The organism is Streptomyces olindensis, from assembly GCF_040645895.1.
GTDB classification, from domain to species: domain Bacteria; phylum Actinomycetota; class Actinomycetes; order Streptomycetales; family Streptomycetaceae; genus Streptomyces; species Streptomyces olindensis.
In genome coordinates this window covers 24253-50246 of record NZ_JBEYZD010000067.1, presented here as the reverse complement: position 1 = coordinate 50246, position 25994 = coordinate 24253, and the positions used below count along the sequence as shown (strand labels likewise).

Genomic DNA, 25994 nt, shown 5'->3' with positions numbered 1-25994 from the left:
CACGGCCGCGGACGAGGAGCGCCGGGCCGCTGCTGCGGATCAGCGGCGCACGGCCGCGGACGAGGAGCGCCGGGCCGCTGCTGCGGATCAGCGGCGCACGGCCGCGGACGAGGAGCGCCGGGCCGCTGCTGCGGATCAGCGGCACTCGGCCCCGGACGACGAGCGCCGGGCCGCTGCTGCGGATCAGCGGCACTCGGCCCCGGACGACGAGCGCCGGGCCGCTGCTGCGGATCAGCGGCACACCGCCCCGCACGACGAGCGCCGCCCCGCGGCCCCGGACCAGCGGCGCACCACCGTCCGCGACCTCTTCGCAGCGCAGGCCGCCCGCACACCGCTGGCCCCCGCCGTCCACCACGGCGACACGACCCTGACCTTCCGCCAACTCGATGCCGTCGCCGACGGGTTGGCCGCCGCTCTGCTCGCCCGCGGTGCCGGGCCCGAGTCCGTCGTGGCCGTCGCCCTGCCGCGCGGCCCGGATCTCGTCGCCGCGCTGCTGGCCGTCCTGAAGGCGGGGGCCGCCTGCATGCCGGTCGACCCGTCCTACCCGCCCGAGCGCATCGCCCTCATGCTCGGGGACGCGCACCCGCGGCTCGTGGTGAGCGACCGGGAGACCGCCCGGCGACTCGCCCTCGACCCGAAGTCGGTCTGCGACCCCGGCGACACGGCCCGCGCCCGCGCCGTGCCGCGCCCGCCGCTGTTCCCCGACCACCCCGCCTACGTCGTGTTCACCTCCGGCTCCACCGGCCGCCCCAAGGGCGTGCTCGGCACGCAGCGGGCCCTGGCCAACCGGCTCGCCTGGGGCCGGAGCCTGACGGACGGTCCGCCCGGCGTCCGCCTCGCCAAGAGCCCCATCAGCTTCATCGACGGCCTGACCGAACTCCTCGGCGCGCTGGTCGCGGGGGAGGCCGTGGCCCTCGCCGACGACGAGACGGCCGGCGACCCCACCGCCCTCGCCGCACTGGCCTCCCGGCACCGCGCCACCCTGCTCACAGCCGTCCCCACCCTCCACACCACCCTCGTCGAGGCCGCCCCGCCCGGCGGCTTCGCATCGGTCCGCACCTGGATCTCCAGCGGCGAACCCCTCTCCACGGACCTGGCCCACCGGATCACCACACGCTGGCCGGCCGCCCGCCTCGTCAACCTCTACGGCTGCTCGGAGGCGGCGGGCGACAGCCTGGTCCAGGTGTATGCCGGTGACGAGAGCGAGGCGAGCCGACCGGGCGCGGATCCCGCGACGGCACTCCGGCAGACCGCCGGCACCGTTCCCCTCGGCCGGCCGATCACCGGCACCCGGGTGTACGTCCTCGACCCCTTCCTGCGCCCGGCCCCCGCCGGGGCGGCCGGTGAGCTGTATCTCGCGGGCGACGGACTGGCCCGCGGGTACCTGGGCCAACCCGGCCGCACCGCCGAACGGTTCGTCGCCGCCCCCTTCGGGCCGCCGGGCAGCCGCCTCTACCGCACCGGCGACCTGGCCCGGCTGCGCCCCGACGGCACGGTGGAGTTCCTGGGCCGGGCCGACGAGCAGGTCAAGATCCGCGGCTTCCGGGTCGAACCCGGCGAGATCGAGGCGGCGGCCCGCGCCCTGCCCGGCGTGCGCGCGGCCGCGGTCGTGGCCCGGGAGGACGCGGCGGCGCCCCGGCGGCTCGTGGCGTACGTCGAACCGGACCCCGGTGCCGGCAGCGCCCCGGACCCGGCCGGCCTGCGCCACGCCCTCGCCGAGCGGCTCCCCGCCCACCTCGTACCGGCGGCCGTGGTGGTCCTGGAGGTGCTGCCCCGCACCCCCAGCGGCAAGCTCGACCGCCGCGCGCTGCCCGCACCCGACTTCACGCGGGCGAGCACCTTCGACCCGCCGCGCACCGAACCGGAGAAGGCGCTGTGCGGCCTGTTCGCCGAGGTCCTCGGCGTCGAACGGGTCGGCGTCCACGACGACTTCTTCACCCTCGGCGGCGACAGCATCGTCTCGGTCCGGCTCGCCGACCGGGCCCGCAGGGCGGGGCTCGCACTCTCCCCCCGGGACGTGTTCACCCACCGCACCCCGGCCGGTCTCGCCCGCTCCCTGCCGGACGGCACCGCCCCGGAGGAGGACTTCTCGGCGACCGCGGAGCCGCTGGTGTCGCTCAGCAGGTCGCAGCTCGACAACGTCAAGGCGAGGTGGAGGAGCCGATGAGCACAGAGCCCGCCGGCGCGGCGGACGACGGGTCCCTGGTCGAGGACGTCCTGCCGCTGTCCCCGCTGCAACAGGGCCTGCTGTTCCACGCCCTGTTCGACGAGGGCGCCCAGGACGTCTACACCATGCAGTCCCTCGTGGAGATCGAGGGGCCGCTCCGCCCCGAACTGCTGCGCACCGCCGCCGAGGAGCTGTTCGCCCGGCACGCCAACCTGCGCAGCGCCTTCCTGCACGAGGACGACATGGACGAGCCGGTGCAGGTCGTCCTCAAGCAGGTCCCCGTCGACTGGCGGGAGGCCGCCGCCACCGACGAGGCGGAGGCCGAGCGGCTCGTCGCCGCCGACGCCGCCGCCCGCTTCGACCCGACCGACCCCCCGCTGCTGCGCCTGACCCTGATCGACCGGGGCGGCGACCGCCGGCTGCTCGTCCTCACCAACCACCACCTGCTGCTGGACGGCTGGTCCGTGCCCCTGCTGGTGCGCGAACTGCTCCAGCTGTACGCCGCGCAACTCGCCCCCGGCCGCTCGGCCCCGCTGCCCGCCGTACGGCCGTACCGGGACTTCCTCGCCTGGCTGGCGAGCCGGGACCGGGAGGCCTCCGGCCGGGCCTGGCGCCGGGCGCTGGCCGGGGCGACGCCGACCCTGCTGGCCCCGTCGGCCGCCGGTCTGGTCCCCGTGCCGCCCGGACTGCACACGCTGCGGCTGTCCGAGGACCTCACCGCGGGCGTACGGCGGACGGCCCGCGGCCTGGGCGTCACCGTCAACACCGTCGTCCAGGGCCTGTGGGCCCTGCTGCTGGCGCGGCTGACCGGCAGGGACGACGTGGTGTTCGGCGCGACCGTGGCCGGGCGTCCCGCCGGACTCGCCGGCGTGGAGTCGATGATCGGCCTGTTCATCAACACCGTGCCCGTGCGGCTCTCCGTACCGCCGGGGGAGCCCGCCGGCGCCTTCCTGCGCCGCGTGCAGGACGAGCAGTCCCGGCTGATGGACCATCAGTACCTCGGGCTCACCGAGATCCAGCGCCTCGCCGGGACCGGCGACCTCTTCGACACGCTGCTGGTCTTCGAGAACTACCCGGTCGACCAGGACGCGGTGGCCCGGGCGGAGGCGGAGTCCGGGCTGCGGATCCTCGACGTGAAGGGGTCCGGCGCCACCCACTACCCGCTGACCCTCGCCGTGCTCGACGAACGGCGGCTCGGCGTCGTCTTCGAGTTCCGGCCCGACTGCTACGACCGGGCGGCGGTGGAGCGGATCGCCGGGCGTTTCGAGCGGCTCGTCCGCGCGGTGGCGGCGGCGCCCGGCACACCGCTGGCGGCGCTGGACGTCCTCGCGCCCGGGGAACGGGCCGCACTGCTGGCGCGCGGGGCGGCGGAGCCGCGGCCCGCCCCGTACGCCACGCTGCCCGAGGTGCTCCAGGCGCAGGCCGCCCGCACACCGGACGCGGTGGCCGTCGTCGGCGGCGAACAGTGCCTCACCTTCGCCGAGTTGAACACCGGGGCCAACCGGCTGGCCCGGGTGCTCACCGAGGCCGGTGCCGGGCCGGAGCGGATCGTCGCGCTCGCCCTGCCGCCCACGCCCGACACGATCACCGCGCTCCTCGCCGTCCAGAAGGCGGGCGCGGCCTATCTGCCCCTCGACCCCGCCTGGCCGGCGGAGCGGATCGCCGGCATGCTCGCCGACGCCCGCCCCGTCGCGCTGGTCGCCACCGCCGCCACCGCCCCCGGGCAGGACGCCCTCGGCGAGGTCCCCGTCCTGCTGCTCGACGACCCCGGCACCCGGCAGCGCCTCGCGGACGCGGACGGCTCCGATCTCACCGACGCCGACCGCGGCGGAGCGCTGCTCCCCGAGCACCCCGCGTACGTCATCTACACCTCCGGCTCCACCGGCCGCCCCAAGGCCGTCGTCGTGCCGCAGCGGGCCATCGTCAACCTGTTCGCCGCCCACCGCGCCGCCCTGCACGCACCGGCCGCGGCGGCGGCCGGCGGCCGGCCCCTGCGCGTGGGCCACGCCTGGCCGACGGCCTTCGACGCCTCCTGGCAGCCCATGCTGTGGATGTTCGCCGGACACGAACTGCACCTGGTGCCCGAGGAGATCCGCCGCGATCCGGACGCGCTGCGCGGCTTCCTCGCCGAGCACCGCATCGATTTCATCGAGCTGTCCCCGTCCCTGCTCGCCGAGGTCGTCGCGCGCGGCGGCGACTGGCGGGCCGGGCTGAAGGTGCTGGGCGTCGGCGGCGAGGCCGTACCGCCCGACCTGTGGCGCACCCTGCGCGAGACCGACGGACTGGCCGCGCACAACCTGTACGGGCCCACCGAGTGCACCGTCGACTCCGCGGACTGCGACCTCGCCCTCAGCGACCGGCCCGCGATCGGCCGCCCCGTGGCGGGCGCCACCCTGTACATCCTCGACGGGCACCTCAACCCCGTGCCGACCGGCGTCGACGGCGAGCTGTACATCGCCGGCGAGGGGCTGGCCCGCGGCTACCTGGGCCGGCCGGGGACCACCGCGAGCCGCTTCGTCGCCGACCCGTTCGCCGTCCGGCCCGGCGCCCGCATGTACCGCACCGGCGACATCGCCCGGTGGACCGGCGACGGCCTGGTGGAATGCCTGGGACGGATCGACGACCAGGTCAAGATCCGCGGCTACCGCATCGAACCCGGCGAGATCGAGGCGGTGCTGCTCGACCAGGAACTCGTCGAACGCGCCGCGGTCGTCGTCCGCGAGGACACCCCGGGCGTCCGCCGCCTGGTCGCCTACGTCGTGCCGGCCCCGGCCGCGCCGCCCGCCGAGGAGACGGCGGAGCTGCTGCGCCGGGCGGCGACGGCCGTCCTGCCCGACTACATGGTGCCGTCGGCGTTCGTCCCGGTCGACGCGTTCCCCCTCACCCTCAACGGCAAGCTGGACACCGCCGCGCTGCCGGCCCCGTCCCGCACCGCCGGGCCCGCCGCCCAGCCGCCGCGCAACGCGGCCGAGGAACGGCTCGCCGCGCTGTTCGCGCAGGTCCTCGGGCTGGACTCGGTCGGCGTGCACGACAGCTTCTTCGCGCTCGGCGGCGACAGCATCGTCTCCATGCGGCTGGTCGGCCGGGCCCGCGCGGCCGGGCTGGCCCTCTCGCCGCGCGACGTGTTCGAACGGCCGACCGTCGCCGCGCTCGCGGAGGCCGCCGGCACCGCCCGGCGCCGCGACACGGACCCGGACGCGGGCGTCGGCGACATCCCGCTCACCCCGACGCTCACCCGGCTCGCCGCCCAGGGCGGCACCTTCCGCACGCTCAGCCAGGCCCGCTTCCTGCGCACCCCGCCCGGCATGGACGTGGACGGGCTGCACCGCACCGTCCAGACGGTCCTCGACCGGCACGACCTGCTGCGCGCCACGCTCACCCGGGACCCGGACGGAACCCCGCTCCTGCGGGCCGCTCCGGCGGGCACCGCCCGCGCCGCCGACTGCGTACGCCGCACCGACGCCGCAGGGCTGGACCACGCGACGATCGGCACCCTCGTGCCCGGCGCCTTCGAGGACCTGGCCGCCGAACTCGACCCCGCCGCCGGGACGGTGGCACGGTTCCTGTGGTTCGACACCGGACCGGACCGCGAGGGGCGGCTGCTGGTCGTCCTGCACCATCTGGCCACCGACGCGGCCTCCTGGGGCGTCCTCACCGCCGATCTCGCCGCGGCCTGGCACGGCACCCCGCTCCCGCCGCCGGGCACCCCCTTCCGGGAGTGGGCCCGGGCACTGCGCTCCGAGGCCGGGTCGGAACGCCGCACGGCCGAACTCGCCCACTGGACGGCGGTGTCGGACCGGCCGGAGCCGCCCCTGGGCGCCGGAGTACTGGACCCCGCCCGCGACACCCACGCCACCGTGCGCCACCACTGGACGGCGCTCGGACCGGACCTCACCGCACGCCTCACCGCCCACCCCGTGCGGGACGTCCTGCTGACCGCGCTGGCCCTCGCCGTGCCGGTGTGGCGACGCGAACTCGGCCGGCCCGCCCCGGACGACTCCGTGCTGATCGCCCTGGAGGGCCACGGCCGCGAGGAGCGCCTCCTGCCGGGCGCCGACCTGTCCGGCATCCTCGGCCTGTTCACCAGCGTCTTCCCGGTCCGGCTCGACCCCGGCGGCGCGGCCCCCGCCGAGCAGCTGCGGCGCGTCCGGGACCAGCTCGACGCCCTGCCGGACCAGGGCATCGGCCACGGCCTGCTGCGCCACCTCAACCCGGACACGGCCGCCGTCCTCGCCCGGCTCCCGGAACCCGAGATCGCGGTCAACTACCTGGGCCGCATGACGCTCGGGGAGCAGGCGGAGGGCGCCGCGTTCACCAGCGCCCCCGAGACCGGCGCCCTCGGTGCGTGGGCCGACCCCGGGGCACCGGCCCACCACCCCCTGGTCGTCGACGCGGTGATCGACGAGGGGAAGGACCCCGGCGGCCCGGTCCTCACGGCGTGCTGGCACTGGCCGGAACGACTCTTCACCCAGGCGCGGATCGAGCGGCTGGGCGAGCTGTGGACCGCTTCCCTCGAACGGCTGCTGAAAGGCGGACACCAGTGACCGAGACCCAGGCGGACCGGCCCGGCGACCTCGCGGCACGCAAGCGGGAACTGCTGCGCCGCAGGCTGGAGAGCGCGGGCCTCGCCCACACCCCCGCCCGGGCCGAACGGATCCCGCCCCGGGCCGCGGACACGGCCGTACTGCCGCTGTCGTACGCCCAGTCCCGCATGTGGCTGCTCCAGCAGCTCGACCCGGCCAGCCCCGCCTACAACGTGTGCCTGGCCATCCGGCTGCGCGGCCCCCTCGACGCGGACGCGCTGCGCACCGCCCTGGCCGGGCTGCTCACCCGGCACGAGGTGCTGCGCACCCGCTATCCCACGGCCGACGACGGAACCCCTCACCAAGTCGTCGACCGGCGAGCCGAGTTGGCCTTCGAGGAGGCCGACCTGAGCGGGCTCCCCCCGGACGAACAGGACCGGCGGGCCGGCGAACTCGCCCGTGCCGCCTCCGCGACCCCCTTCGACCTCGCAGCCGACCACCCCCTGCGGGCGCTGCTCCTCCGGCGCGCCGAACAGGACCACACCCTCGTGCTGACGGTGCACCACATCGCCTGGGACGGCGGCACCTTCAACGCCCTGTCCCACGACCTGAGCGCCCTCTACCGGGCCGCCGCCACCGGAGCGGACGCCGGACTCGAACCCCTGCCCGCGCAGTACGCCGACTTCGCCCTCTGGCAGCGCACCACCTTCACCGACGAACGGCTGGCCGGCCACCTCGACCACTGGCGCGCCGCCCTGGTCCCGCCGCCCCGCCCCCTCGACCTGCCCACCGACGCACCCCGCACGCCCCAGCCCACCGCGCACGGCGACCGCCGCTTCCGCACCTTCGCGCCCGACGTCACCGACCGGCTCACCGCCTTCGCCCGCACCGCGGGCGCGACCCCGTTCATGGTGCTGTTCGCGGGTCTGGCCGCACTGCTCCACCGCCTGACCGGAGCCACCGACATCCCCATCGGCTCGGCCGTGATGAACCGCGACCTGCCCGGACTCGACCGGCTCGTCGGCAACTTCGGCAACACCTTGGCCCTGCGCGCCGACCTCGACGGCGACCCCGGCACCGCCGAACTCGTCGAACGCGTACGCCGGCTGTGCACCGACGCCTACGCCCACCAGGACATGCCGTTCGACCTGCTCGTGGAGCGGCTGCGGCCGGAGCGGCACCCGGGCCGGGCCGTCTGGTTCGACGTCATGCTGCTCTTCCTCACCCAGGGGCTCCAAGGACCCCGGTTGCCCGGGGTGAGCGCCGACTGGGAGACCGTCCACAACGACACCACCCAGTTCGACCTGTCCCTGGAGGCCTTCCTCACCGACGGGCACCTGCGCATCGAGGCCACCTACCGCAGCGGCCTGTTCACCCCCGAGACCGTCGACCGGCTGCTGGCCCGGCTGGAGACGCTGCTCGCCGCCGGACTCGCCGACCCCGAACGTCCCGTGTCCCGGCTGCCGTTGATGTCCGGGGCCGAGGAACGCCAGGTCGTGGACGAGTGGAACAGCACCGCCCGGCCGGTCCCCGGCGCCACCCTGGCCGCCCTGCTCGCCGAGCAGGCGGCCCGCACCCCCGACGCGCCGGCGCTCACCTTCGACGACGTCACCCTCCGCTACGCCGGACTGCACGACCGCGCGGCCCGCCTGGCCCGTCTGCTGGTCCGTCACGGCGTCGGCCCGGAGCGCCGCGTGGCCGTGGCCCTCGACCGGGGACCCGACCTGGTCGTGGCGCTCCTCGCGATACTCCAGGCGGGAGCCGCCTACGTCCCGCTGGACACCGGCTACCCCGCCGAACGCCTCGCCGTGATGATCGAGGACGCCGCCCCGGCGCTCGTCCTGACCTCCGCTGCCGCCGCGGACAAGGTCCCCGCCTCGGCGGCACCGACGCTCCTGCTCGACGACCCCGCCCTGCACGAGCGCCTGGCGGCCCTGGACTCCGCCGCCCTCTCCGACGCGGAACGCCTCGCGCCGCTGCGCCCCGAGCACCCCGCGTACGTCATCTTCACCTCCGGCTCCACGGGCCGCCCCAAGGGCGTCGTCGTCCCGCACGCGGCGATCGTCAACCGCCTGCTGTGGATGGCGGACACCTACCGCGTCGGGCCCGGGGACCGGGTGCTCCAGAAGACCCCGGCGAGCTTCGACGTCTCCGTCTGGGAGTTCTTCCTGCCGCTGATCACCGGAGCGGCGCTGGTGCTCGCCCGCCCCGGCGGCCACCGCGACCCCGCCCACCTCGCCGAGCTGATCCGCGAACAGCGCGTCACCACCGCCCACTTCGTCCCGTCGATGCTGCGGGTCTTCCTCGACGACCCCGCCGCCGAACGGGCCCGGGGCGTACTGCGCCGGATCGTGTGCAGCGGCGAGGCCCTGCCGGCGGACCTCGCCGAACGCTGCACCCGCCTGCTGGACGGCACCGCACTGCACAACCTCTACGGCCCCACCGAGGCGGCCGTGGACGTCACCGCCTGGCCGTGCGCCGACGGCACCCGCTCCGCGTCGGGCTCGGTGCCGATCGGACGGCCGGTGTGGAACACCCGCACCCTCGTGCTGGACGCGTCCCTGCGCCCGGTGCCGCCGGGTGTCCCGGGCGAGCTGTACCTCGGCGGGACGCAGCTCGCCCGGGGCTACCTCGGCCGGCCCGCCCTGACCGCCGGACGCTTCGTCGCCGACCCCTACAGCCCGCCGGGCGCCCGCCTCTACCGCACCGGCGACATCGTGCGCTGGAGCGCCCACGGGGCGCTGGAGTTCCTCGGCCGGGCCGACGACCAGGTGAAGATCCGCGGCGTCCGGGTCGAGCCGGGCGAGACGGAGGCCGCCGCGGCGGCCCTGCCCGGGGTGTCTCAGGCCGCGGTGACCGTACGCCAGGACGCCCACGGCGATCCGCGACTGGTGGCCTACGTCGTCCCCCTGCCCGGGACCCGCCCGGAGCCGCAGCGGATCCGGCGGGACCTCGGCGGCACCCTGCCCGCCCAGCAGGTGCCGTCCGCCGTCGTCGTGCTGGACGCCCTGCCGCTGACGCCCAACGGCAAACTCGACCGCGCCGCCCTGCCCGACCCCGACCTGTCCGCGCTCACCACCGCCGACGCCCCCCGCACCGAGGCGGAGGCGACCCTGTGCCGCCTCTTCGCCGACCTGCTCGGGCTGCCCTCCGTGGGCGTCCACGACGAGTTCTTCGCCCTCGGCGGCCACTCCCTCCTCGCCACCCGGCTCGTCGCCCGCGTCCGCGCCGAGCTGGGCGTCGCCCTGCCGCTGCGGGCCGTCTTCGACACGCCCACCGCGGCCGCCCTCGCCCCCCTCCTCGGCACGCCCGCCCGGCGGCGGCCCCCGCTGCTCCCGGCCCGGCGCCCCGACCCCGTGCCGCTGTCCTTCGCGCAGGCCCGGCTGTGGTTCCTGTACCGGCTGGAGGGGCCGACCCCCACCTACAACATCCCGACAGCCTTCCGCCTCGACGGACCGCTCGACCCCGAGGCCCTGAACGCGGCGCTCCAGGACGTCGTGGACCGGCACGAGGCGCTGCGCACCGTCTTCCCCGACGACGACGGCGTCCCCCGGCAGGAGATCCGCACGGACGCCGCCGTCCCCTTCGAGACCGTGACCGCGTCCGCCGCCGACCTCGACGCGCTGCTGGGCGAGGCCGCCGCCCACTGCTTCGCCCTGGACCGCGAGATCCCTGTCCGCGCCACCCTGTACGCCCTCGCCCCCGACGACCACGTCCTGCTCCTGCTCGTCCACCACATCGCCACCGACGGCTGGTCGGCCGAACCGCTGCTGCGCGACCTGGAGACCGCCTACGCCGCCCGGCTGCGCGGCGCGTCCCCCGCGTGGCCGCCGCTCGCCGTGCAGTACGCCGACCACACCCTGTGGCAACGGGACCTCCTCGACGAGGAGTACACGGCCGAGGAGGTGCGCCACTGGGCGCGGTGCCTGGACGGGCTGCCCGAGGAACTCCAGCTGCCCGTCGACCGGCCCCGCCCGCCCGTGCCCGGCTACCGGGCCGGTGCCGTGGACTTCACCCTCGATCCGGAGACCCACCGGGCGCTGCGGGACCTGTCCGCCGAGGCCGGCGGCACCGTCTTCATGGCCCTCCAGGCCACCCTCGCCGTCCTGCTCGGCCGGCTCGGCGCCGGGGACGACATCCCGCTGGGCACCCCGGTGGCCGGGCGCGGCGACCCCGTCCTGGACGACCTCGTGGGCCTGTTCGTCAACACGCTCGTGCTGCGCACCGACGTCTCGGGCGCCCCGACGTTCCGCACGCTGCTCGCCCGGGTGCGCGAGGCCGACGTGGACGCCTACGCCCACCAGGACCTGCCCTTCGAACGGCTGGTGGACGCGCTCGCGCCCACCCGCTCGATGGGCCGCCACCCGCTGTTCCAGGTGATGCTCGCCCACCAGCAGGCCCCGGCCGACCGCCGGGACTTCGCCGGTCTCACCCTGACCGAGCGGCGCGTCCCCTTCTACACGGCCAAGACCGACCTCGCGTTCCACGTGTTCGAGCGGTCCGGCGCCGGCGGCGTCGACGGCTCCCTGGTGTACAGCCGCGACCTGTACGACCGGGACACCGCGCGGGAGATGACCGAGCGCCTCGTCCGCCTGGCCGGCGAGCTGGCCCGGCACCCCGACCGCCCGGTGACGGCCGCCGACGTCCTCACGCCGCGCGAGCGGGAGCTGGTGCTGGGGGAGTGGAACGACACCGCGCGTCCCATGCCGGCCACCACACTCACCGCCCTGGTGGAGGAACAGGTCGCGAAGACCCCGCACCTGGTGGCCGTCGAGTACGCCGTCCCCGGCGGCCCGGCCCTCACCTACGGCGAACTGGACGCCCGCGCCAACGGCCTCGCACGGCAGCTCATCTCCCTCGGGGTGGGCCCGGAGCGCCGCGTCGGCATCCACCTGGAGAGGTCCGCGGAGATGGTCGTCGGGCTGCTCGCCGTGCTGAAGGCGGGCGGGGCCTTCGTCCCGCTGGAGCCGTCCTGGCCGGCCCGGCGCATCGCCGAGGTGTGCCGCGGCGCGGCCCTGACCGCCGTACTGGGCCGGCCCGGTGACGACGGCCTCCTCGGGAAGGACGCGCCGCCCGTCGTCGAGGTCACCCTGGACGGTCCCACCGCCGGGAGGCCGCCGGTCGACGTCGACCCGGAAGGCCTCGCCTACGTCATCCACACCTCCGGCTCGACCGGCGTCCCGAAGGGCGCGATGATCCGGCACCGGGCCATCGCGCACCGGCTGCTGTGGCAGCGCGGCCTGCTCGGCTTCGGCACCGACGACGCGGCCCTGTTCAAGGCGCCGCTCGGCTTCGACATCTCCATCAACGAGATCTTCCTGCCGCTCGTCAACGGCGGCCGCGTGGTCATCGCCGAACCCGGCGGCGAACGGGACACCGACTACCTCCTCGACACCGTCGAACGGCACCGGGTGACCTTCACCTACCTGGTCTCCTCGATGCTGGACCTGCTCCTCGAACTGGACGGCTTCGCGGCCCGCGCGGCCTCGCTGAGGCACGTGTGGTGCGGCGGCGAGGTGCTCACCCCGGAGCTGTTCGCCCGCTTCCGCGCCGCGAGCGAGGCGGTGATGTACCACGGCTACGGACCGGCCGAGGCCACCATCGGCGTCAGCCACGTCGTCTACCGCACCGGGGCGATCCGCAGCGCCGTCTCCATCGGCCGGCCCAACTCCAACACCCGGCTGTACGTCCTGGACGACCGGCTCCAGCCCGTCCCGGTCGGCGTGCCGGGCGAACTGTACGCGGGCGGCGTCTACCTGGGCCGCGGCTACGTCAACGACCCGCGCCGTACCGCCGGCCATTTCGTCGCCGACCCGTTCGGCCCGCCCGGCGAACGCCTCTACCGCACCGGCGACCTGGTCCGCTGGCAGCGCGACGGCACCCTGGAGTTCCTCGGCCGCGCCGACAACCAGGTGAAGATCCGCGGCATGCGCGTCGAGCTGGAGGAGATCGAGGCGATCCTCGAACAGCACCCGGGCGTCCGGCGCGGCGTGGTCGTCGTCCGCGAGGACACCCCGGGCGTCAGGCAACTCGCCGGATACTGCCTGGCGGACCCCGAGACCCTGCCCGGCCTGCGGGACTGGCTCAGGGAGCGGCTGCCCGAGCACATGGTGCCGCGCACCCTGACCGTCCTGGACGCCTTCCCGCTGCTGCCCTCCGGCAAGGTGAACCGGGCCGGCCTGCCCGCCCCCGGAGCCGCCGCCGGCTCCGGCCCCGCCCGGGAACCCGCCGACGAACGCGAGCGGCGGCTCTGCGCGCTGTTCGCCACCGTCCTCGGTCTCGCGCGGGTCGGCGTCGACGACAACTTCTTCGAGCTGGGCGGCGACAGCATCGTCTCCATCCGGCTCGTCACCCTGGCCCGGAAGGCCGGCCTGGCCCTCAGCCCCCGGCAGGTCTTCCAGTCGCCCACCCCGGCCGGGCTGGCGGCGGCCGTCGCCACCGGACCCGCCGAGACGGAACAGCAGGACGACGACCCCGTGGGCGAGGTGCCGCTCACCCCCGTCATGCGGTGGACGGCCGGCCCCGACGGCTCCTACCGCGGCCTCGCCCAGGCGGTCCTGCTGGTGACGCCCCCGGACCTGGGCGAGGACGACGCGGCCGCCGCACTGCAGGTGCTCCTGGACCGGCACGACATGCTGCGCGCCCGCCTGGCGGACGACGGCAGCCACCTGGTGGTCCCCGCCGAGGGCACCGTACGGGCGCGCGACCTGCTGACCCGCGAGCAGGGGCCGGACCTCGACCGGTACCTGAGGGACGCGGCGGGCCGCCTCGACCCGCGCGCCGGGCGCATGCTCCAGGCGGTCCTGTGCGGCACGGACCGGCTGCTCCTGGTCGCCCACCACCTCGTCGTCGACGGCGTGTCCTGGCGGATCGTCCTCTCCGGGCTGGCCGACGCGTGGCACGCCCTGCGGTCCGGACAGACCCCGCGCCCGCGCCGCACCGGCACCTCGTTCCGCCGCTGGAGCCACCTCCTGGCCGAGGAGGCCCGCTCGGCGGAACGCCTGCGCGAACTGCCCTGGTGGACCGAGACGCTGGAGCGGGCCCGGCCCCTGCTGGACCGGGCCCCGGACCCCGCCCGCGACACCGCGGCGACCGTGCGGGAGGAGACACTCGTGCTCCCCGAGGACGTCACCGCCCCGCTGCTGACGACGGTGCCCGCCGCCTACCGGGCCGCCGTCCCCGACGTCCTGCTGAGCGCCCTCACCATCGCCGTGGCCGTCTGGCGGGAGGAGCGCGGCGAGCCCGCCGACCGCTCGCTCCTCGTCGGACTGGAGGGCCACGGACGCGAGGAGGGCATCGCCGGGAACGTCGATCTCTCCGCCACGGTGGGCTGGTTCACCACGTTCCACCCCGTCGCCCTCGACCCCGGCCCGCTGGACCTGGACGAGGCCCTGTCCGGCGGCCCGGCCGCGGGCACGGCCCTGAAACGCGTCAAGGAGCAACTGCGCGCCGTACCGGACCACGGCCTCGGCTACGGCCTGCTGCGCCACCTCAACCCCGACACCGCCGCCGAACTGGACAAGCGCCCGCAGCCGCAGGTCGTCTTCAACTACCTCGGCCGTTTCACCGCCTCCGCCTCCGCCGACGAGCCCTGGGAACTCGCCCCCGAGGCTCCGATGCTGCGCGTGCCGCCGGACGGCGGGCGGCCCGCCGCCGGGCTGGAGATCAACACCGTCGCCGTCGAGGAGAGCGGCGGCGTCCGGCTGCACGTCTCCGCCTCCGCCCCGCGGGCCTTCCTCGCACCCTCCGAGACGGCAGTCCTGCTCGCGCTGTGGGAGCGGGCCCTGCGCGGCCTGGTGCGGCACGCCGAGAACGCCCGCGCGGGCGGACTCACCCCGTCGGACCTGCCCTTGGTGTCCCTGACCCAGGAGGACATCGAGGACTTCGAGAGCGCCTTCGACCACGACAGCGACGACTTCGACGACCACGATGGCTTCTGAGCGACAGCGGAGGAACCGGTGACGCAGCACCCCCCGACCGCGGACGAGCTGCTCCGTACGGTCACCGACACATTCGGCCCGGACACCCCGCCGGGCGAGGACGACAGCCTCATAGCCTGGGGCCTGGACTCGATCACGCTGATGCGGATCGCCGGCTCCTGGCGCAAGCAGGGCGTCAAGGTCGGCTTCGCCGAACTGGCCCAGGAACCCACCCTGCGCGCCTGGCGCGCCCTGCTCGCGTCCCGGGCCCCGGCCCCCGCCCCGGCTCTCGCCCCGGCCGAACCGGCCGTCGAGGCCCCGGTTCCCGAACCCGGTGAGCCCTTCCCGCTCGCCGTGATGCAGCACGCCTACTGGATCGGCCGCGGCGACGACACCACCCTCGGCTCCGTCGCCGCGCACCTGTACGTCGAGTTCGACGGCTCCGGCGTCGACCCGGACCGGCTCGACACGGCCGTACAGGCCCTGGTCCGGCGGCACGGCATGCTCCGGGCCCGCTTCGGCGACGACGGCCGCCAGCGGATCCTGCCCGACCTCACCCGCCCCGCCACGGCCGTCAACGACCTGCGCGCACTCGACCCCGAGACGGCCGCGGCCAAACTGGAGGACGTCCGGCACTCCTCCTCGCACGCCCGGCTCGACGTGGGGGCCGGCGAGGTGTTCTCCGTGCAGCTGTCCCTGCTGCCCGAGGACCGCAGCCGGCTGCACGTGGACGTCGACATGCTCGCCGCGGACGCCCTCAGCTACCGCGTCCTGCTCTCCGACCTCGCCCGGCTCTACCGGAACCCCGACGCCGCGCTGCCCCCGATCCGCACCAGCTACCCGGCCTACCTGGCGGAACGCAAGGAGGTGCGACGGCTGAGCCGCGAGCAGGCGCGGGCCTGGTGGCAGCGCCGGGTCCCCGAGCTGCCCAGCGCGCCCGACCTGCCCCTGGTGCCCGAGGCGGAGCGCGCCGACCCGACCCGCGTGACGCGCCGGCACCACTGGCTGCCGCCGGGGGAGAAGCGGCGTCTGGCCGCCCGCGCCCACCAGCACGGGCTGACCCCCGCGATGGCCGTCGCGACCGCCTTCTCCGAGGTGCTGGCCGCCCACAGCGGTCAGCCCCGCTTCCTGCTGAACGTCCCCATGTTCGACCGCCGTGGCTCCCACCCCGACACCGACCTGCTCGTCGGCGACTTCACCAGCTCGGTGCTGCTCGACGTCGACCTCGCCGGGCCGGCGACGTTCACCGAGCACGCCCGGCGCCTCCAGGACCGCATGCACACCGACGCCGCCCACGCCGACTACTCCGGCGTGGAGGTCCTGCGCGACCTCACCCGGCACCGCGGCGAACAGGTCCTCGCCCCCGTGGTGTTCACCAGCGCGCTCAACCTCGGCGAGCTGTTCGACCAGGAGGTGCGCGACTCCTTCGGACAGCCCGCGTGGATCATCTCGCAGGGCCCGCAGGTGCTGCTCGACGCCCAGGTCACCGAGGTCGACGGGGGGCTGCTCGTCAACTGGGACGTCCGGGAGGACGCCTTCCCCGCCGGACTGGTCGACGCGATGTTCGCCGCGTTCCACGGGCTCGTCACCCGGCTCGGCACCGAGGACGAGGTCTGGGACCGTCCGGTGCCCGCCCTGCTCTCCGCGGAACAGGCGGCGATCCGCGAGGCGGTGAACGCCACGGACGCGCCGCGCAGCCACCGGCTCCTCCACGACGGCTTCTTCGGCCACGCGGCCGAACGGCCCGAAGCTCCGGCCCTGCTGTGGGGCACCGAAGGCGTCCTCTCCTACGGTGAGCTGGCCGACCGTGCCCTGCGGTGCGCCGGGGCGCTGGCGGAGCGGGGCGTGAGGCCGGGGGACACCGTCGCGGTGAGCCTCCCCAAGGGGCCCGACCAGATCACCGCCGTCCTCGGCGTGCTGGCCGCCGGTGCCGCGTACGTCCCGGTCGGCGTCGAGCAGCCGCCCGCCCGCCGCGACCGCATCCGCGCCACCGCCGGCTTCCGCGTCACGCTCACCGACGGCCGTGCGGCCGACGACGGCCTGCCGGTCCAGGAGGCGATCCGGCACGCCCCGCTGCCCGCCCCCCTGCCGGTGGACGAGGAACAGGTCGCCTACGTCCTGTTCACCTCCGGCTCCACCGGGGAGCCCAAGGGCGTGGAGGTGCCGCACCGAGCCGCCGTGAACACGGTCGACGACCTCACCGACCGCTTCGCCGTGGGCCCCTCGGACCGCTGCCTCGCCCTGTCCGCACTGGACTTCGACCTCTCCGTCTACGACGTGTTCGGACTGCTCGGCGCGGGCGGCGCGGTGGTGCTGATCGACGAGGCGGACCGGCGCGAGGCCCGGCCGTGGGCGGAGCTGGTGCGCACGCACCGGGTGACGCTCGTCAACTGCGTCCCGCCGCTGCTGGACATGCTGCTGCTCGCCACCGGGCCCGGCGAACTGGCCGGTCTGCGCGCGGTGCTGCTCGGCGGGGACTGGGTCGGCACCGACCTGCCCGGACGGCTCGCCGAACGGGCACCGGGCTGCCGGTTCGCCGGCCTCGGCGGCACCACCGAGACCGCGATCCACTCCACCGTGTGCGAGGTGCCGGACGGCCGCGTGCCCGCGCACTGGCGGGCCGTGCCGTACGGCACCCCGCTGCGCAACGTCCGCTGCCGGGTCGTCGACCCGCGCGGCCGGGACTGCCCCGACTGGGTCCCGGGGGAGCTGTGGATCGGCGGGGACGGCGTGGCCCTCGGCTACCGGGCCGATCCGGAGCGCACGGCCGAGAAGTTCACCGAGGCGGGCGGCGTGCGCTGGTACCGCACCGGCGACCTCGCCCGCTACTGGCCCGACGGCACGCTGGAGTTCCTGGGCCGGCGCGACCACCAGGTGAAGCTGCGCGGCTTCCGCGTCGAACTCGGCGAGGTGGAGGCGGGGCTCGCCGGGCATCCGGCGGTGCGGCGCGCCGTCGCCGGCCTGACCGGCGGTCCCGGCGTGCAGCTGGCGGCCGCGGTGGCCGCCGATCCCGGGACGACGGAGGAGGAACTGCGGGAGTGGGCGCGCTCGGTGCTGCCGCCCCACATGGTCCCGGCCCGGGTCGCCGTCGCCGCGGAGCTGCCGCTGACCGCCAACGGCAAACTCGACCGCCGCGCCGTCCGGGCACTGTGGGAGACGCGCGAGCCGGGGGAGGGGGAGGAGCGGCGGGCGCCCGGCAGCGCCCTGGAGACGGTCGTCTCCCGGGTGTGGGCCGACGTCCTCGGCGTCGAACGGGTCGGCCTGGACGACGGGTTCTTCGGGCTCGGCGGCGACTCGGTGCTCGCCACCGTGATCGTGAGCCGGCTGCGGGAGGCCCTCGACACCTCCGAGGTGTCGGTGCGGGCCCTGTTCGCCACCCTCACGGCGGGCGGCATGGCCGAGCGGCTGGCCGCCGAGGAGCACACCCCGGGACGGCTGGAGCAGGTCGCCGCCCTCCACCTGGAGATCGAGGCCATGTCGGCGGAGGAGGTCGACTCGGCCCTGCGCGAGAGCTGAGAGACGCCGGTGAGGCGGGGCGCGTCACGCGCCCCGCCTCACCGTTCCCCCTCGAAAGCCCCGGCCGGGACTACTCGTCCAGCTTGGCGAACCCGGTCTCCAGGTTGTCCAGCGCCCACGGGATGCCCAGCACGGACGGGCTGCGGAGCTGGCTGATGGTCGCCACGTCGGTCACGACGTAGCGGTCCTCCTTCACCGCGGACATGTTCTTCACCAGCGCGCTGGACTCGAAGGCCTTCTTCAGCTGCGGCGTGGTGAACGCGATCACGACCAGGTCCGCGTCGAGCTTGTCGAGCTGCTCGAAGGACAGCTCGCCGGTGGGGCTGCCGCTGACCGTCTTGATGTTCTTCACCGACGGGGTCAGGCCCAGCCCCACCTCGCTCATCAGCTTCGCCGCGAAGTCGTCCTCCGAGGCGATGGTGAAGATCTTGGCAGGGGTGTTGCCGATGGACAGGCTGTAGGTCTTGTCCTTCAGCCCGGGGTGCTTGGTCCTCACCTCGGCGATGCTGTCCTCGGTGGCCTCGATGGCCTTCCCCGCCTGCTCCTGTCGGCCGACGGCCTTCGCCACCACCTGGACGTGCTCCTGCCAGGTCTGCTTGCCCCACGCCGTCTCGTAGCCGATGGTCGGCGCCACCGCCGAGAGCTTCTTGTAGTTCTTCTCCAGGGTGAAGTCGGAGGTGGCCAGGATCAGGTCGGGCCGGAGGGCGGCGACCTCCTCGAAGTCGACCCCGTTCATGGTGTCGAGGAGCTTGGTCTTCTTGGTGTCGACCCGGTCCTTCAGCCAGGGGTGGACGCCGTCGGCCGCGAAGGCGTCCTTGGAGACGGCGACGGGCGTGACCCCGAGGGCGTACAGCGCGTCGACGTCGTCCGTGCCGCCGTCGCCGATCACCACGACCCGCCTCGGTTCCTCGGTGATCTCCGTGCTGCCGAACTTGTGCTTGATGGTGACGGGGAAGGCGGACGAGGCGTCCGCCTTCGGGTCGTCGGAGAAGGCGTCGGAGTCGTCCTTGACGGAGCCGCAGGCTGCCAACCCGGCGGCCAGGGTGACGGTGAGAAGGGTGGTGAGGAGCTTTCTCGGCATGCGCGTCCCTTGTCGCCGGGGTACAGGCAGGATTCGTACGGCCGTCAGTAAAGCAAGGTAAGGCTTACCTCAGCAACGGTTTCCGGACAATCTCCGCCTGCCCGTAATGACTTGACGGAGCGTCAGTTACGCACGCGCCGTCAGGTAGCCGCCCATCGTGCGGAAGTAGTCCGTCGCGGCGTACTCCGTGCCGTCCTCCGTGCGCAACCGCCGGACGACGAGCCCGGGGTGGCGGCCGCTGTGTGCCTCGGGGCCGGCCACGATGACCACGCCGTCGCCCTCGCGGATGAAGATCCGCCCGGGCGTGCCGCCGTAGCGTCCCTCGGACACGGCGGCCGAGGTGATCCTGAGCCGCTTCCCGCGGTGGAACGTGTACGCGTTCGGATAGGGGTCCGACTGGGCGCGCACGAGCCGTTCCAGGCGCTCCGCCGGCCAGGTCCAGTCGATGCGGCTGTCCTCGTCGGAGCGCTTGTGGAAGAAGCTCGCCCGGGAGCGGTCCTGTGGCTGCCACTGCCCGGCGTCGCGGCCCGTGGCGATGAGGTCGAGGGACTCGCGCACGATCGGGGCGATGAGGTCGACGGTCCGGTGGAACAGGTCGGTCGCGGTGTCGGCGGGCCCGACCGGCACCGCGCGCTGCACGAGGATGTCGCCGGCGTCGAGTTCGCCGTTCATGCGGTGCGCGGTGACGCCGACGCGCTCCTCGCCGTTGACGAGCGCCCAGATGATCGGCGAGAAACCGGCGTACGACGGCAGCAGCGAGTCGTGGATGTTGAGGGTGCCGTGCGGCGGGAGGTCGAACACCTCCGGGGGCAGCCAGGTGCGCCAGTTGTTGGCCACGATGAGGTCCGGCCGCGCCGCCCGCAGGGCGTCGAGGAGTTCGGGGTCGTCGGGGCGGTTGCGCAGGAGGACGGGGACGTCGTGCTTCGCGGCGAGTTCGGCGACGGAGTCGTCCCAGATCTTCTCGTAGGCGTGGTCGCTCTTGGGGTGGGTGACGACGAGGGCGACCTCGTGGTCGGAGTCCAGCAGGGCCTGGAGCGTGCGGTGACCCCAGGTCTGATAGCCGAACATGGCGACGCGCATGCGGTTCTCCCTCTCCGGCGGCTCCATTGCAAGGTAAGGCTAACCTTATCTAACATGTGGCTGCCTGAGGGAGGCGATGCCACGGTGAACTCACCGCTCACGGGATCGGACACCACGGACACCACCTACGACGTCCTCGGAATCGGCTTCGGGCCGTCAAATCTCGCCCTCGCCATAGCGATCGAGGAACACAACGCGGGTGCTGCGCCGGAGCACCGGCTGAACGCCCTCTTCCTGGAACGCCAGCCGCGCTTCGGCTGGCACCGGGGCATGCTCATCGACGACGCCACGATGCAGGTGTCCTTCCTCAAGGACCTCGTCACCCTGCGCGATCCGGCCAGCGACTACAGCTTCCTGTGCTTCCTGCGCGAGCGCGGCCGGCTCGTCGACTTCCTGAACCAGAAGACCCTCTTCCCGCTGCGGGTGGAGTTCCACGAGTACTTCGAGTGGGCCGCCGCACGGGTAGGGCACCTGGTGGCCTACGACCGGGAGGTGACCGCCGTCGACCCGGTGCGCGACGAGTCGGGCACCGTGACCGGCTTCGACGTGGTCTGCGGCACCTCCGGGGAGACGTACCGGGCCCGGGACCTGAGCGTCGCCGTCGGCCTGGAACCGCACGTGCCGCCCGGTGTCGAACTGTCCGAACGCGTGTGGCACAACAGCCAGTTACTGCCCCGCGTCACCGAACTGCTCGACCGGCGCACGCCGGTGCGCCGGGCCGTCGTCCTGGGGGCGGGGCAGAGCGCCGCCGAGACGGTGGACTACCTGCACCGCTCCTTCCCCGAGGCCGAGGTCTGCTCGGTCTTCGCCAAGTACGGCTACACCCCGGCCGACGACAGCCCGTTCGCCAACCGCATCTTCGACCCGGAGGCGGTGGACGTCTACTTCGGCGCTTCCTCCGAGGTCAAGCAGTCCCTCTTCGACTACCACCGCTCCACCAACTACTCCGTCGTCGACATGGACCTCATCGAGGACCTGTACACGACCTCCTACCGGGAGAAGGTCGCCGGCCGGGAGCGGCTGCGCTTCCTCAACGTCTCCCGGATACGGGACGTCCGCCCGCGCGCCGACGGCTGTCTGGACGTCGTCGTGGAGTTCCTCCCCACCGGGGAGCAACGGACCCTGGAGGCCGACCTGCTCGTCCACGCCACCGGCTACCGGCCCCGGGACCTCACCACCCTGCTCGGCGAGGCGGCCAAGGTCTGCCTGCGCGACGACGAGGACGCGATCCGCGTCCGCCGCGACCACCGCGCGGAGACCGCCCCCGACGTGACGGCCGGGATCTACCTCCAGGGCGGCACGGAGCACACGCACGGCCTCACCTCGACGCTGCTGTCGACGACGGCCATCCGCGCGGGCGAGATCCACCGCTCCCTCCTGGACCGCAGAGCGGGGGTGTCCGCCCCGTCTGCTGAACTGAGGGCATGACGCCCCCGCCCCACCGCATCCTGCGCGCACTGGACCGCTTCCACGCCGCCCGCCCGTGGGACCACAACGCCCTCTTCCACCCCTGGATCCTGCGGCAGCTCCCCCCGCGGGTGGGGAGTGCCCTGGACGTGGGGTGCGGCAGCGGCGACCTCGCCCGGCTGCTCGCCGGCCGGGCCGGGCGCGTGCACGGGATCGACGCGGACCCGGCCATCACGGCCCGGGCCCGCGCACTGACCCCGGCGACGGCCCCGGTGACGTACACGGTGGCCGACGCGCCGGCCGGGCTTCCCGACCGGCCCCACGACGTCATCACCTGCGTCGCCGTGCTCCACCATCTGCCGTTCACCGACGCCCTGGAGGCCTTCCGCGACCGGCTGGCCCCCGGTGGCACCCTCGTGATCGTCGGAGTGCACCGGGCGCGGACGCCCGTCGACCATCTGCTGGGCCTCGCGTCGGTCCCGCTCAACCTCGTCATGGCGCTGCTCAGGAACCGGGGCCGCCGGGCACCGCGCCCCGTCTCCATGTCCGCCCCCACCAGGCCGGCGGACCTGACCTTCGCCGAGATCGCCCGCGAGGCGCGCACCGTCCTGCCCGGTGCGCGCCTGCGCCGACGTCTGTTCTGGCGCTACACGCTGGTGTGGCGCCGCCGTTGACCGGCCTCCGCGTCAGCTCGCGGCCCGGAAGGTGCGCAGCCGCAGGGAGTTGCCGACCACGAAGACCGAGGAGAAGGCCATCGCCGCCCCGGCGATCATCGGGGTGAGCAGGCCGGCCGCGGCCAGCGGCAGGGCCGCCACGTTGTAGGCGAAGGCCCAGAACAGGTTGGAGCGGATGGTGCCGAGGGTGCGGCGGGCGAGCCGGATGGCGTCCGCCGCGGCCCGCAGGTCGCCCCGGACGAGGGTCAGGTCGCCGGCCTCGATCGCGGCGTCCGTGCCCGTGCCCATCGCCAGACCGAGGTCGGCCTGCGCGAGGGCCGCCGCGTCGTTGACCCCGTCGCCGACCATGGCGACCGAACGGCCCTCGGCCTGCAGCCGCTTGACGACCTCCACCTTGTCCTGCGGAAGCACCTCGGCGATGACCTCCTCGATGCCCACCTCGCGGGCGACGGACTCGGCGACGGCCCTGTTGTCGCCGGTCAGCAGGATCGGCGTGAGCCCCAGCGCGCGCAGCCGCCCGACCGCCTCCGCGCTCGTGTCCTTCACCGCGTCGGCGACCTCCAGCACCGCCCGCGCCTCGCCGTCCCAGGCGACCGCGATGGCGGTGCGCCCGGCGTCCTCGGCCGCCGCCCGCGCCCGGGCCAGGCCCTCCGGCAGCTCCATCGCCCATTCGGCCAGCAGCCGCTCCCGCCCGACGAGCACGGCGTGGCCCTCGACGACGCCCTGGACGCCGAGCCCGGGCACGTTGGCGAAGTCCTCCGGCGTGGGCAGCGTGCCCAGCTTCTGCAGCGCCCCGTCCGCGACGGCCCGGGCGATCGGGTGCTCGGAGGAGTGCTCCAGCGCCCCGGCCAGCCGCAGCACGTCCGCCTCGTCGGTGCCGTCGGCGGTGTGCACGGCCAGCAGCGTCATCCGGCCGGTGGTGACGGTGCCGGTCTTGTCGAGGACGACGGTGTCGACGCGGCGGGTGGACTCCAGCACCTCCGGCCCCTTGATGAGGATGCCGAGCTGGGCACCCCGCCCGGTGCCGACCATCAGCGCGGTCGGGGTGGCGAGGCCCAGGGCGCACGGGCAGGCGATGACGAGCACGGCGACCGCGGCGGTGAAGGCGGCCGTCAGCCCGACGCCGTTGCCGAGCCAGAAGCCCAGCGTGCCCAGCGCCAGGGCGATCACGACCGGCACGAACACCGCCGAGATCCGGTCCGCGAGGCGCTGCGCGGCGGCCTTGCCGTTCTGCGCGTCCTCCACCAGCTTCGCCATCCGGGCCAGCTGCGTGTCGACGCCGACCCGCGTGGCGCGCACCACCAGCCGCCCGCCGACGTTGATCGTGGCGCCGGTGACCGGGTCCCCCGCGCCGACCTCCACCGGCACCGACTCACCGGTGAGCATCGAGGCGTCCACCGCCGAGGAACCCTCGACGACCGTCCCATCGGTGGCGATCTTCTCCCCGGGCCGGACCAGGAAGCGGTCCCCGACCCGCAACTCGCCCACCGGAACGGTCTGTTCCCGGCCGTCGTCCCGCAGCACGGTGACGTCCTTGGCGCCCAGCTCCAGCAGCGCCCGCAGCGCCGCACCGGCCTTGCGCTTGGCGCGGGCCTCGAAGTACCGCCCGGCCAGGATGAAGGCGGTGACGCCGGCCGCGGCCTCCAGGTAGATGTTCCCGGCACCGTCCGTGCGCTCGATGGTCAGCTCGAAGGGGTGCGTCATGCCCGGGGTGCCCGCGGTGCCGAAGAACAGCGCCCACAGCGACCACAGGAACGCGGCCGAGGTGCCGACCGAGATCAGCGTGTCCATGGTGGCCGCGCCGTGCCGGGCGTTGACGAAGGCCGCCTTGTGGAAGGGCCACGCCGCGTACGTCACGACGGGTGCGGCCAGGGTGAGCGACAGCCACTGCCAGTACTCGAACTGCAGCGCCGGGATCATGGCCATGGCCACGACGGGGACCGCCAGCACCACGGCCGTGACCAGCCGCTCGCGCAGCGGCCGCAGTTCGTCGGCCTCGACGGCCGGCTCGCCGGGCTCCTCGGGCGGCGCGGGTTCCTGGGCGGTGTACCCGGTCGCCTCGACCGTGGCGATCAGGTCCCGGACGGAGACCTCGCCCGAGTAGCTGACCTTCGCCTTCTCGGTCGCGTAGTTGACGGTGGCGGTGACCCCGTCCATGCGGTTGAGCTTCTTCTCGATGCGCGCCGCGCAGGACGCGCAGGTCATGCCGCCGATGGCGAGTTCCACCTCGGCGCCGGCGCCGGTCGTCGTGCCCGTACTCATGGCTCAGACCCTCCCGGTGAGCTCGTAGCCGGCCTCGTCGACGACCTCCGCGATCGCGGCGTCGTCGGGCTCGGCGGCACTGGTGACGGTCACGCGGCCGGTGTCGAGGTCGACCTCCACGCCGCTGACGCCGTCCAGCTCGCCGATGACCTTGGTCAGCGTGGCCTTGCAGTGGCCGCAGGACATGCCGGAGACGGCGTAGGTGGTGGCGGGCATCGGAGCCTCCTGGAGATTCGTGTATACGGGGCGGGGGTATCCCCTCGCCGAGTCCATGTATACCCCCGAGGGGTATGGGATGCAAGCGCGAGAACGACTTGACTTGATACCCCCCAGGGGTATGGTGAGCTGCGTGGAGGGCCCCGCATCCGAGCGGCCGGCCCGGTATCCGAAGGAGCCACAGGCCATGAACACCGGACTGAAGATCGCCACCTTCACCGCCGCCCTGGCCGCCACGTTCGGCACGGCCTACGGGGTCGGCCAGGGCATCGGCCCCGTCGTCGCCGACGACCCGCCGAAGCATGGGGACGACCACACCCGGCCCTCGTCCCCGCGCGCGGAGGGCGACGGACGCGCGGGGCACGACACGCCCCCGGCGGGCGGGCTGCAGATCTCCGAGGGCGGCTACACCCTCGACCTCAAGACCCCGACCGTCACCGCCGGCCGGCGCACCGACCTGCGCTTCACCGTCCGGGACGGCAGCGGTCGTGCGGTCACCGCCTACCAGCGCGAGCACGACAAGGAACTCCACCTCATCGTGGCCTCACGCGACCTGGTCACCTACCGCCACCTGCACCCCACCCGCGCCGCCGACGGCACCTGGAGCACCCCCGTCGACCTGCCCCGCTCGGGCGGCTACCGCGTCTTCGCCGACTTCACCCCGGCGAGGAAGAACGCCGAGAACCTCACCCTCGGCGCGGATCTCGCCGCCTCCGGCCCCTACCGGCCGAAGGAACTGCCCGCGCCCGCCACCACGGCCGAGACCAACGGCTACGACGTCGAACTGTCCGGCGCCCTGCGCCCCGGAAAGGCGAGCGAACTGAAGCTGAGGGTCTCCCGCGACGGCAAGCCCGTGACCGACCTCCAGCCCTACCTCGGCGCGTACGGCCATCTGGTCGCCCTGCGCTCCGGCGACCTCGCCTACCTGCACGTCCACCCGAACGGCGAACCCGGCGACGGCACCACCGAGCCCGGCCCGGACATCTCCTTCACGGCCACGGCACCCAGCGCCGGCTCCTACCGCCTGTTCCTCGACTTCCAGCACGACGGCAAGGTCCACACGGCGGCCTTCACGGTCCGGACCGGGGGAGCGGCAGCCGAGGCCGGTACCCCCGAGGGGCATGCGGACGACGGCCACGGGCACTGAGC

General features: G+C 74.7%; 11 protein-coding genes. 7 read left to right on the top strand and 4 right to left on the bottom strand.

Going from position 1 to position 25994, the window contains the following annotated elements:
• The 4 genes from ABZ948_RS32135 to ABZ948_RS32120 all read left to right on the top strand — a co-directional run.
• A partial coding sequence (locus ABZ948_RS32135) for a non-ribosomal peptide synthetase (protein WP_359765469.1) occupies positions 1-2167 on the top strand: 2167 nt, incomplete at its 5' end.
• A complete protein-coding gene (locus tag ABZ948_RS32130) occupies positions 2164-6711 on the top strand; it encodes a non-ribosomal peptide synthetase (protein WP_359765467.1) in 4548 nt (1515 codons plus the stop codon). The genes ABZ948_RS32135 and ABZ948_RS32130, both read left to right, overlap by 4 nt.
• Entirely contained in the window at positions 6708-14630 is a 7923-nt protein-coding gene (locus ABZ948_RS32125; RefSeq protein WP_359765465.1) for a non-ribosomal peptide synthetase, read from the top strand. Before ABZ948_RS32130 ends, ABZ948_RS32125 begins: the two co-directional genes overlap by 4 nt.
• A gap of 18 nt (positions 14631-14648) precedes the next feature.
• A complete protein-coding gene (locus ABZ948_RS32120; RefSeq protein ID WP_359765463.1) occupies positions 14649-18125 on the top strand; it encodes a non-ribosomal peptide synthetase in 3477 nt (1158 codons plus the stop codon).
• 70 nt (positions 18126-18195) lie between these two features.
• Here the strand turns inward: ABZ948_RS32120 and ABZ948_RS32115 are convergent, their stop codons facing one another.
• Positions 18196-19206 (bottom strand): iron-siderophore ABC transporter substrate-binding protein, encoded by a 1011-nt coding sequence (locus ABZ948_RS32115; protein WP_359765461.1) that lies wholly within the window; start codon positions 19204-19206, stop codon positions 18196-18198.
• A 126-nt stretch (positions 19207-19332) separates the two neighbouring features.
• A complete protein-coding gene (locus ABZ948_RS32110) occupies positions 19333-20286 on the bottom strand; it encodes a methionyl-tRNA formyltransferase (protein WP_359765459.1) in 954 nt (317 codons plus the stop codon).
• A gap of 84 nt (positions 20287-20370) precedes the next feature.
• Here ABZ948_RS32110 and ABZ948_RS32105 point away from each other — a divergent pair, with 84 nt between their 5' ends.
• Positions 20371-21714, top strand: coding sequence for a lysine N(6)-hydroxylase/L-ornithine N(5)-oxygenase family protein (locus tag ABZ948_RS32105; protein ID WP_359765457.1), 1344 nt, complete (start codon positions 20371-20373; stop codon positions 21712-21714).
• Positions 21711-22367 (top strand): class I SAM-dependent methyltransferase, encoded by a 657-nt coding sequence (locus ABZ948_RS32100; RefSeq protein ID WP_359765455.1) that lies wholly within the window; start codon positions 21711-21713, stop codon positions 22365-22367. Before ABZ948_RS32105 ends, ABZ948_RS32100 begins: the two co-directional genes overlap by 4 nt.
• Positions 22368-22379: 12 nt before the next feature.
• Here ABZ948_RS32100 and ABZ948_RS32095 read toward each other — a convergent pair whose 3' ends face one another.
• Both ABZ948_RS32095 and ABZ948_RS32090 read right to left on the bottom strand, forming a co-directional pair.
• The gene (locus ABZ948_RS32095) at positions 22380-24629 is read right to left on the bottom strand and encodes a heavy metal translocating P-type ATPase (protein WP_359765454.1); all 2250 of its coding nucleotides are present in this window, start codon (positions 24627-24629) and stop codon (positions 22380-22382) included.
• Between the two features lie 3 nt (positions 24630-24632).
• Positions 24633-24845 (bottom strand): heavy-metal-associated domain-containing protein, encoded by a 213-nt coding sequence (locus ABZ948_RS32090; protein WP_031120706.1) that lies wholly within the window; start codon positions 24843-24845, stop codon positions 24633-24635.
• A gap of 187 nt (positions 24846-25032) precedes the next feature.
• Here ABZ948_RS32090 and ABZ948_RS32085 point away from each other — a divergent pair, with 187 nt between their 5' ends.
• Positions 25033-25992, top strand: a complete 960-nt coding sequence (locus ABZ948_RS32085; protein ID WP_359765452.1) for a DUF8832 domain-containing protein — start codon at positions 25033-25035, stop codon at positions 25990-25992.
• Positions 25993-25994 lie beyond the last annotated feature (2 nt).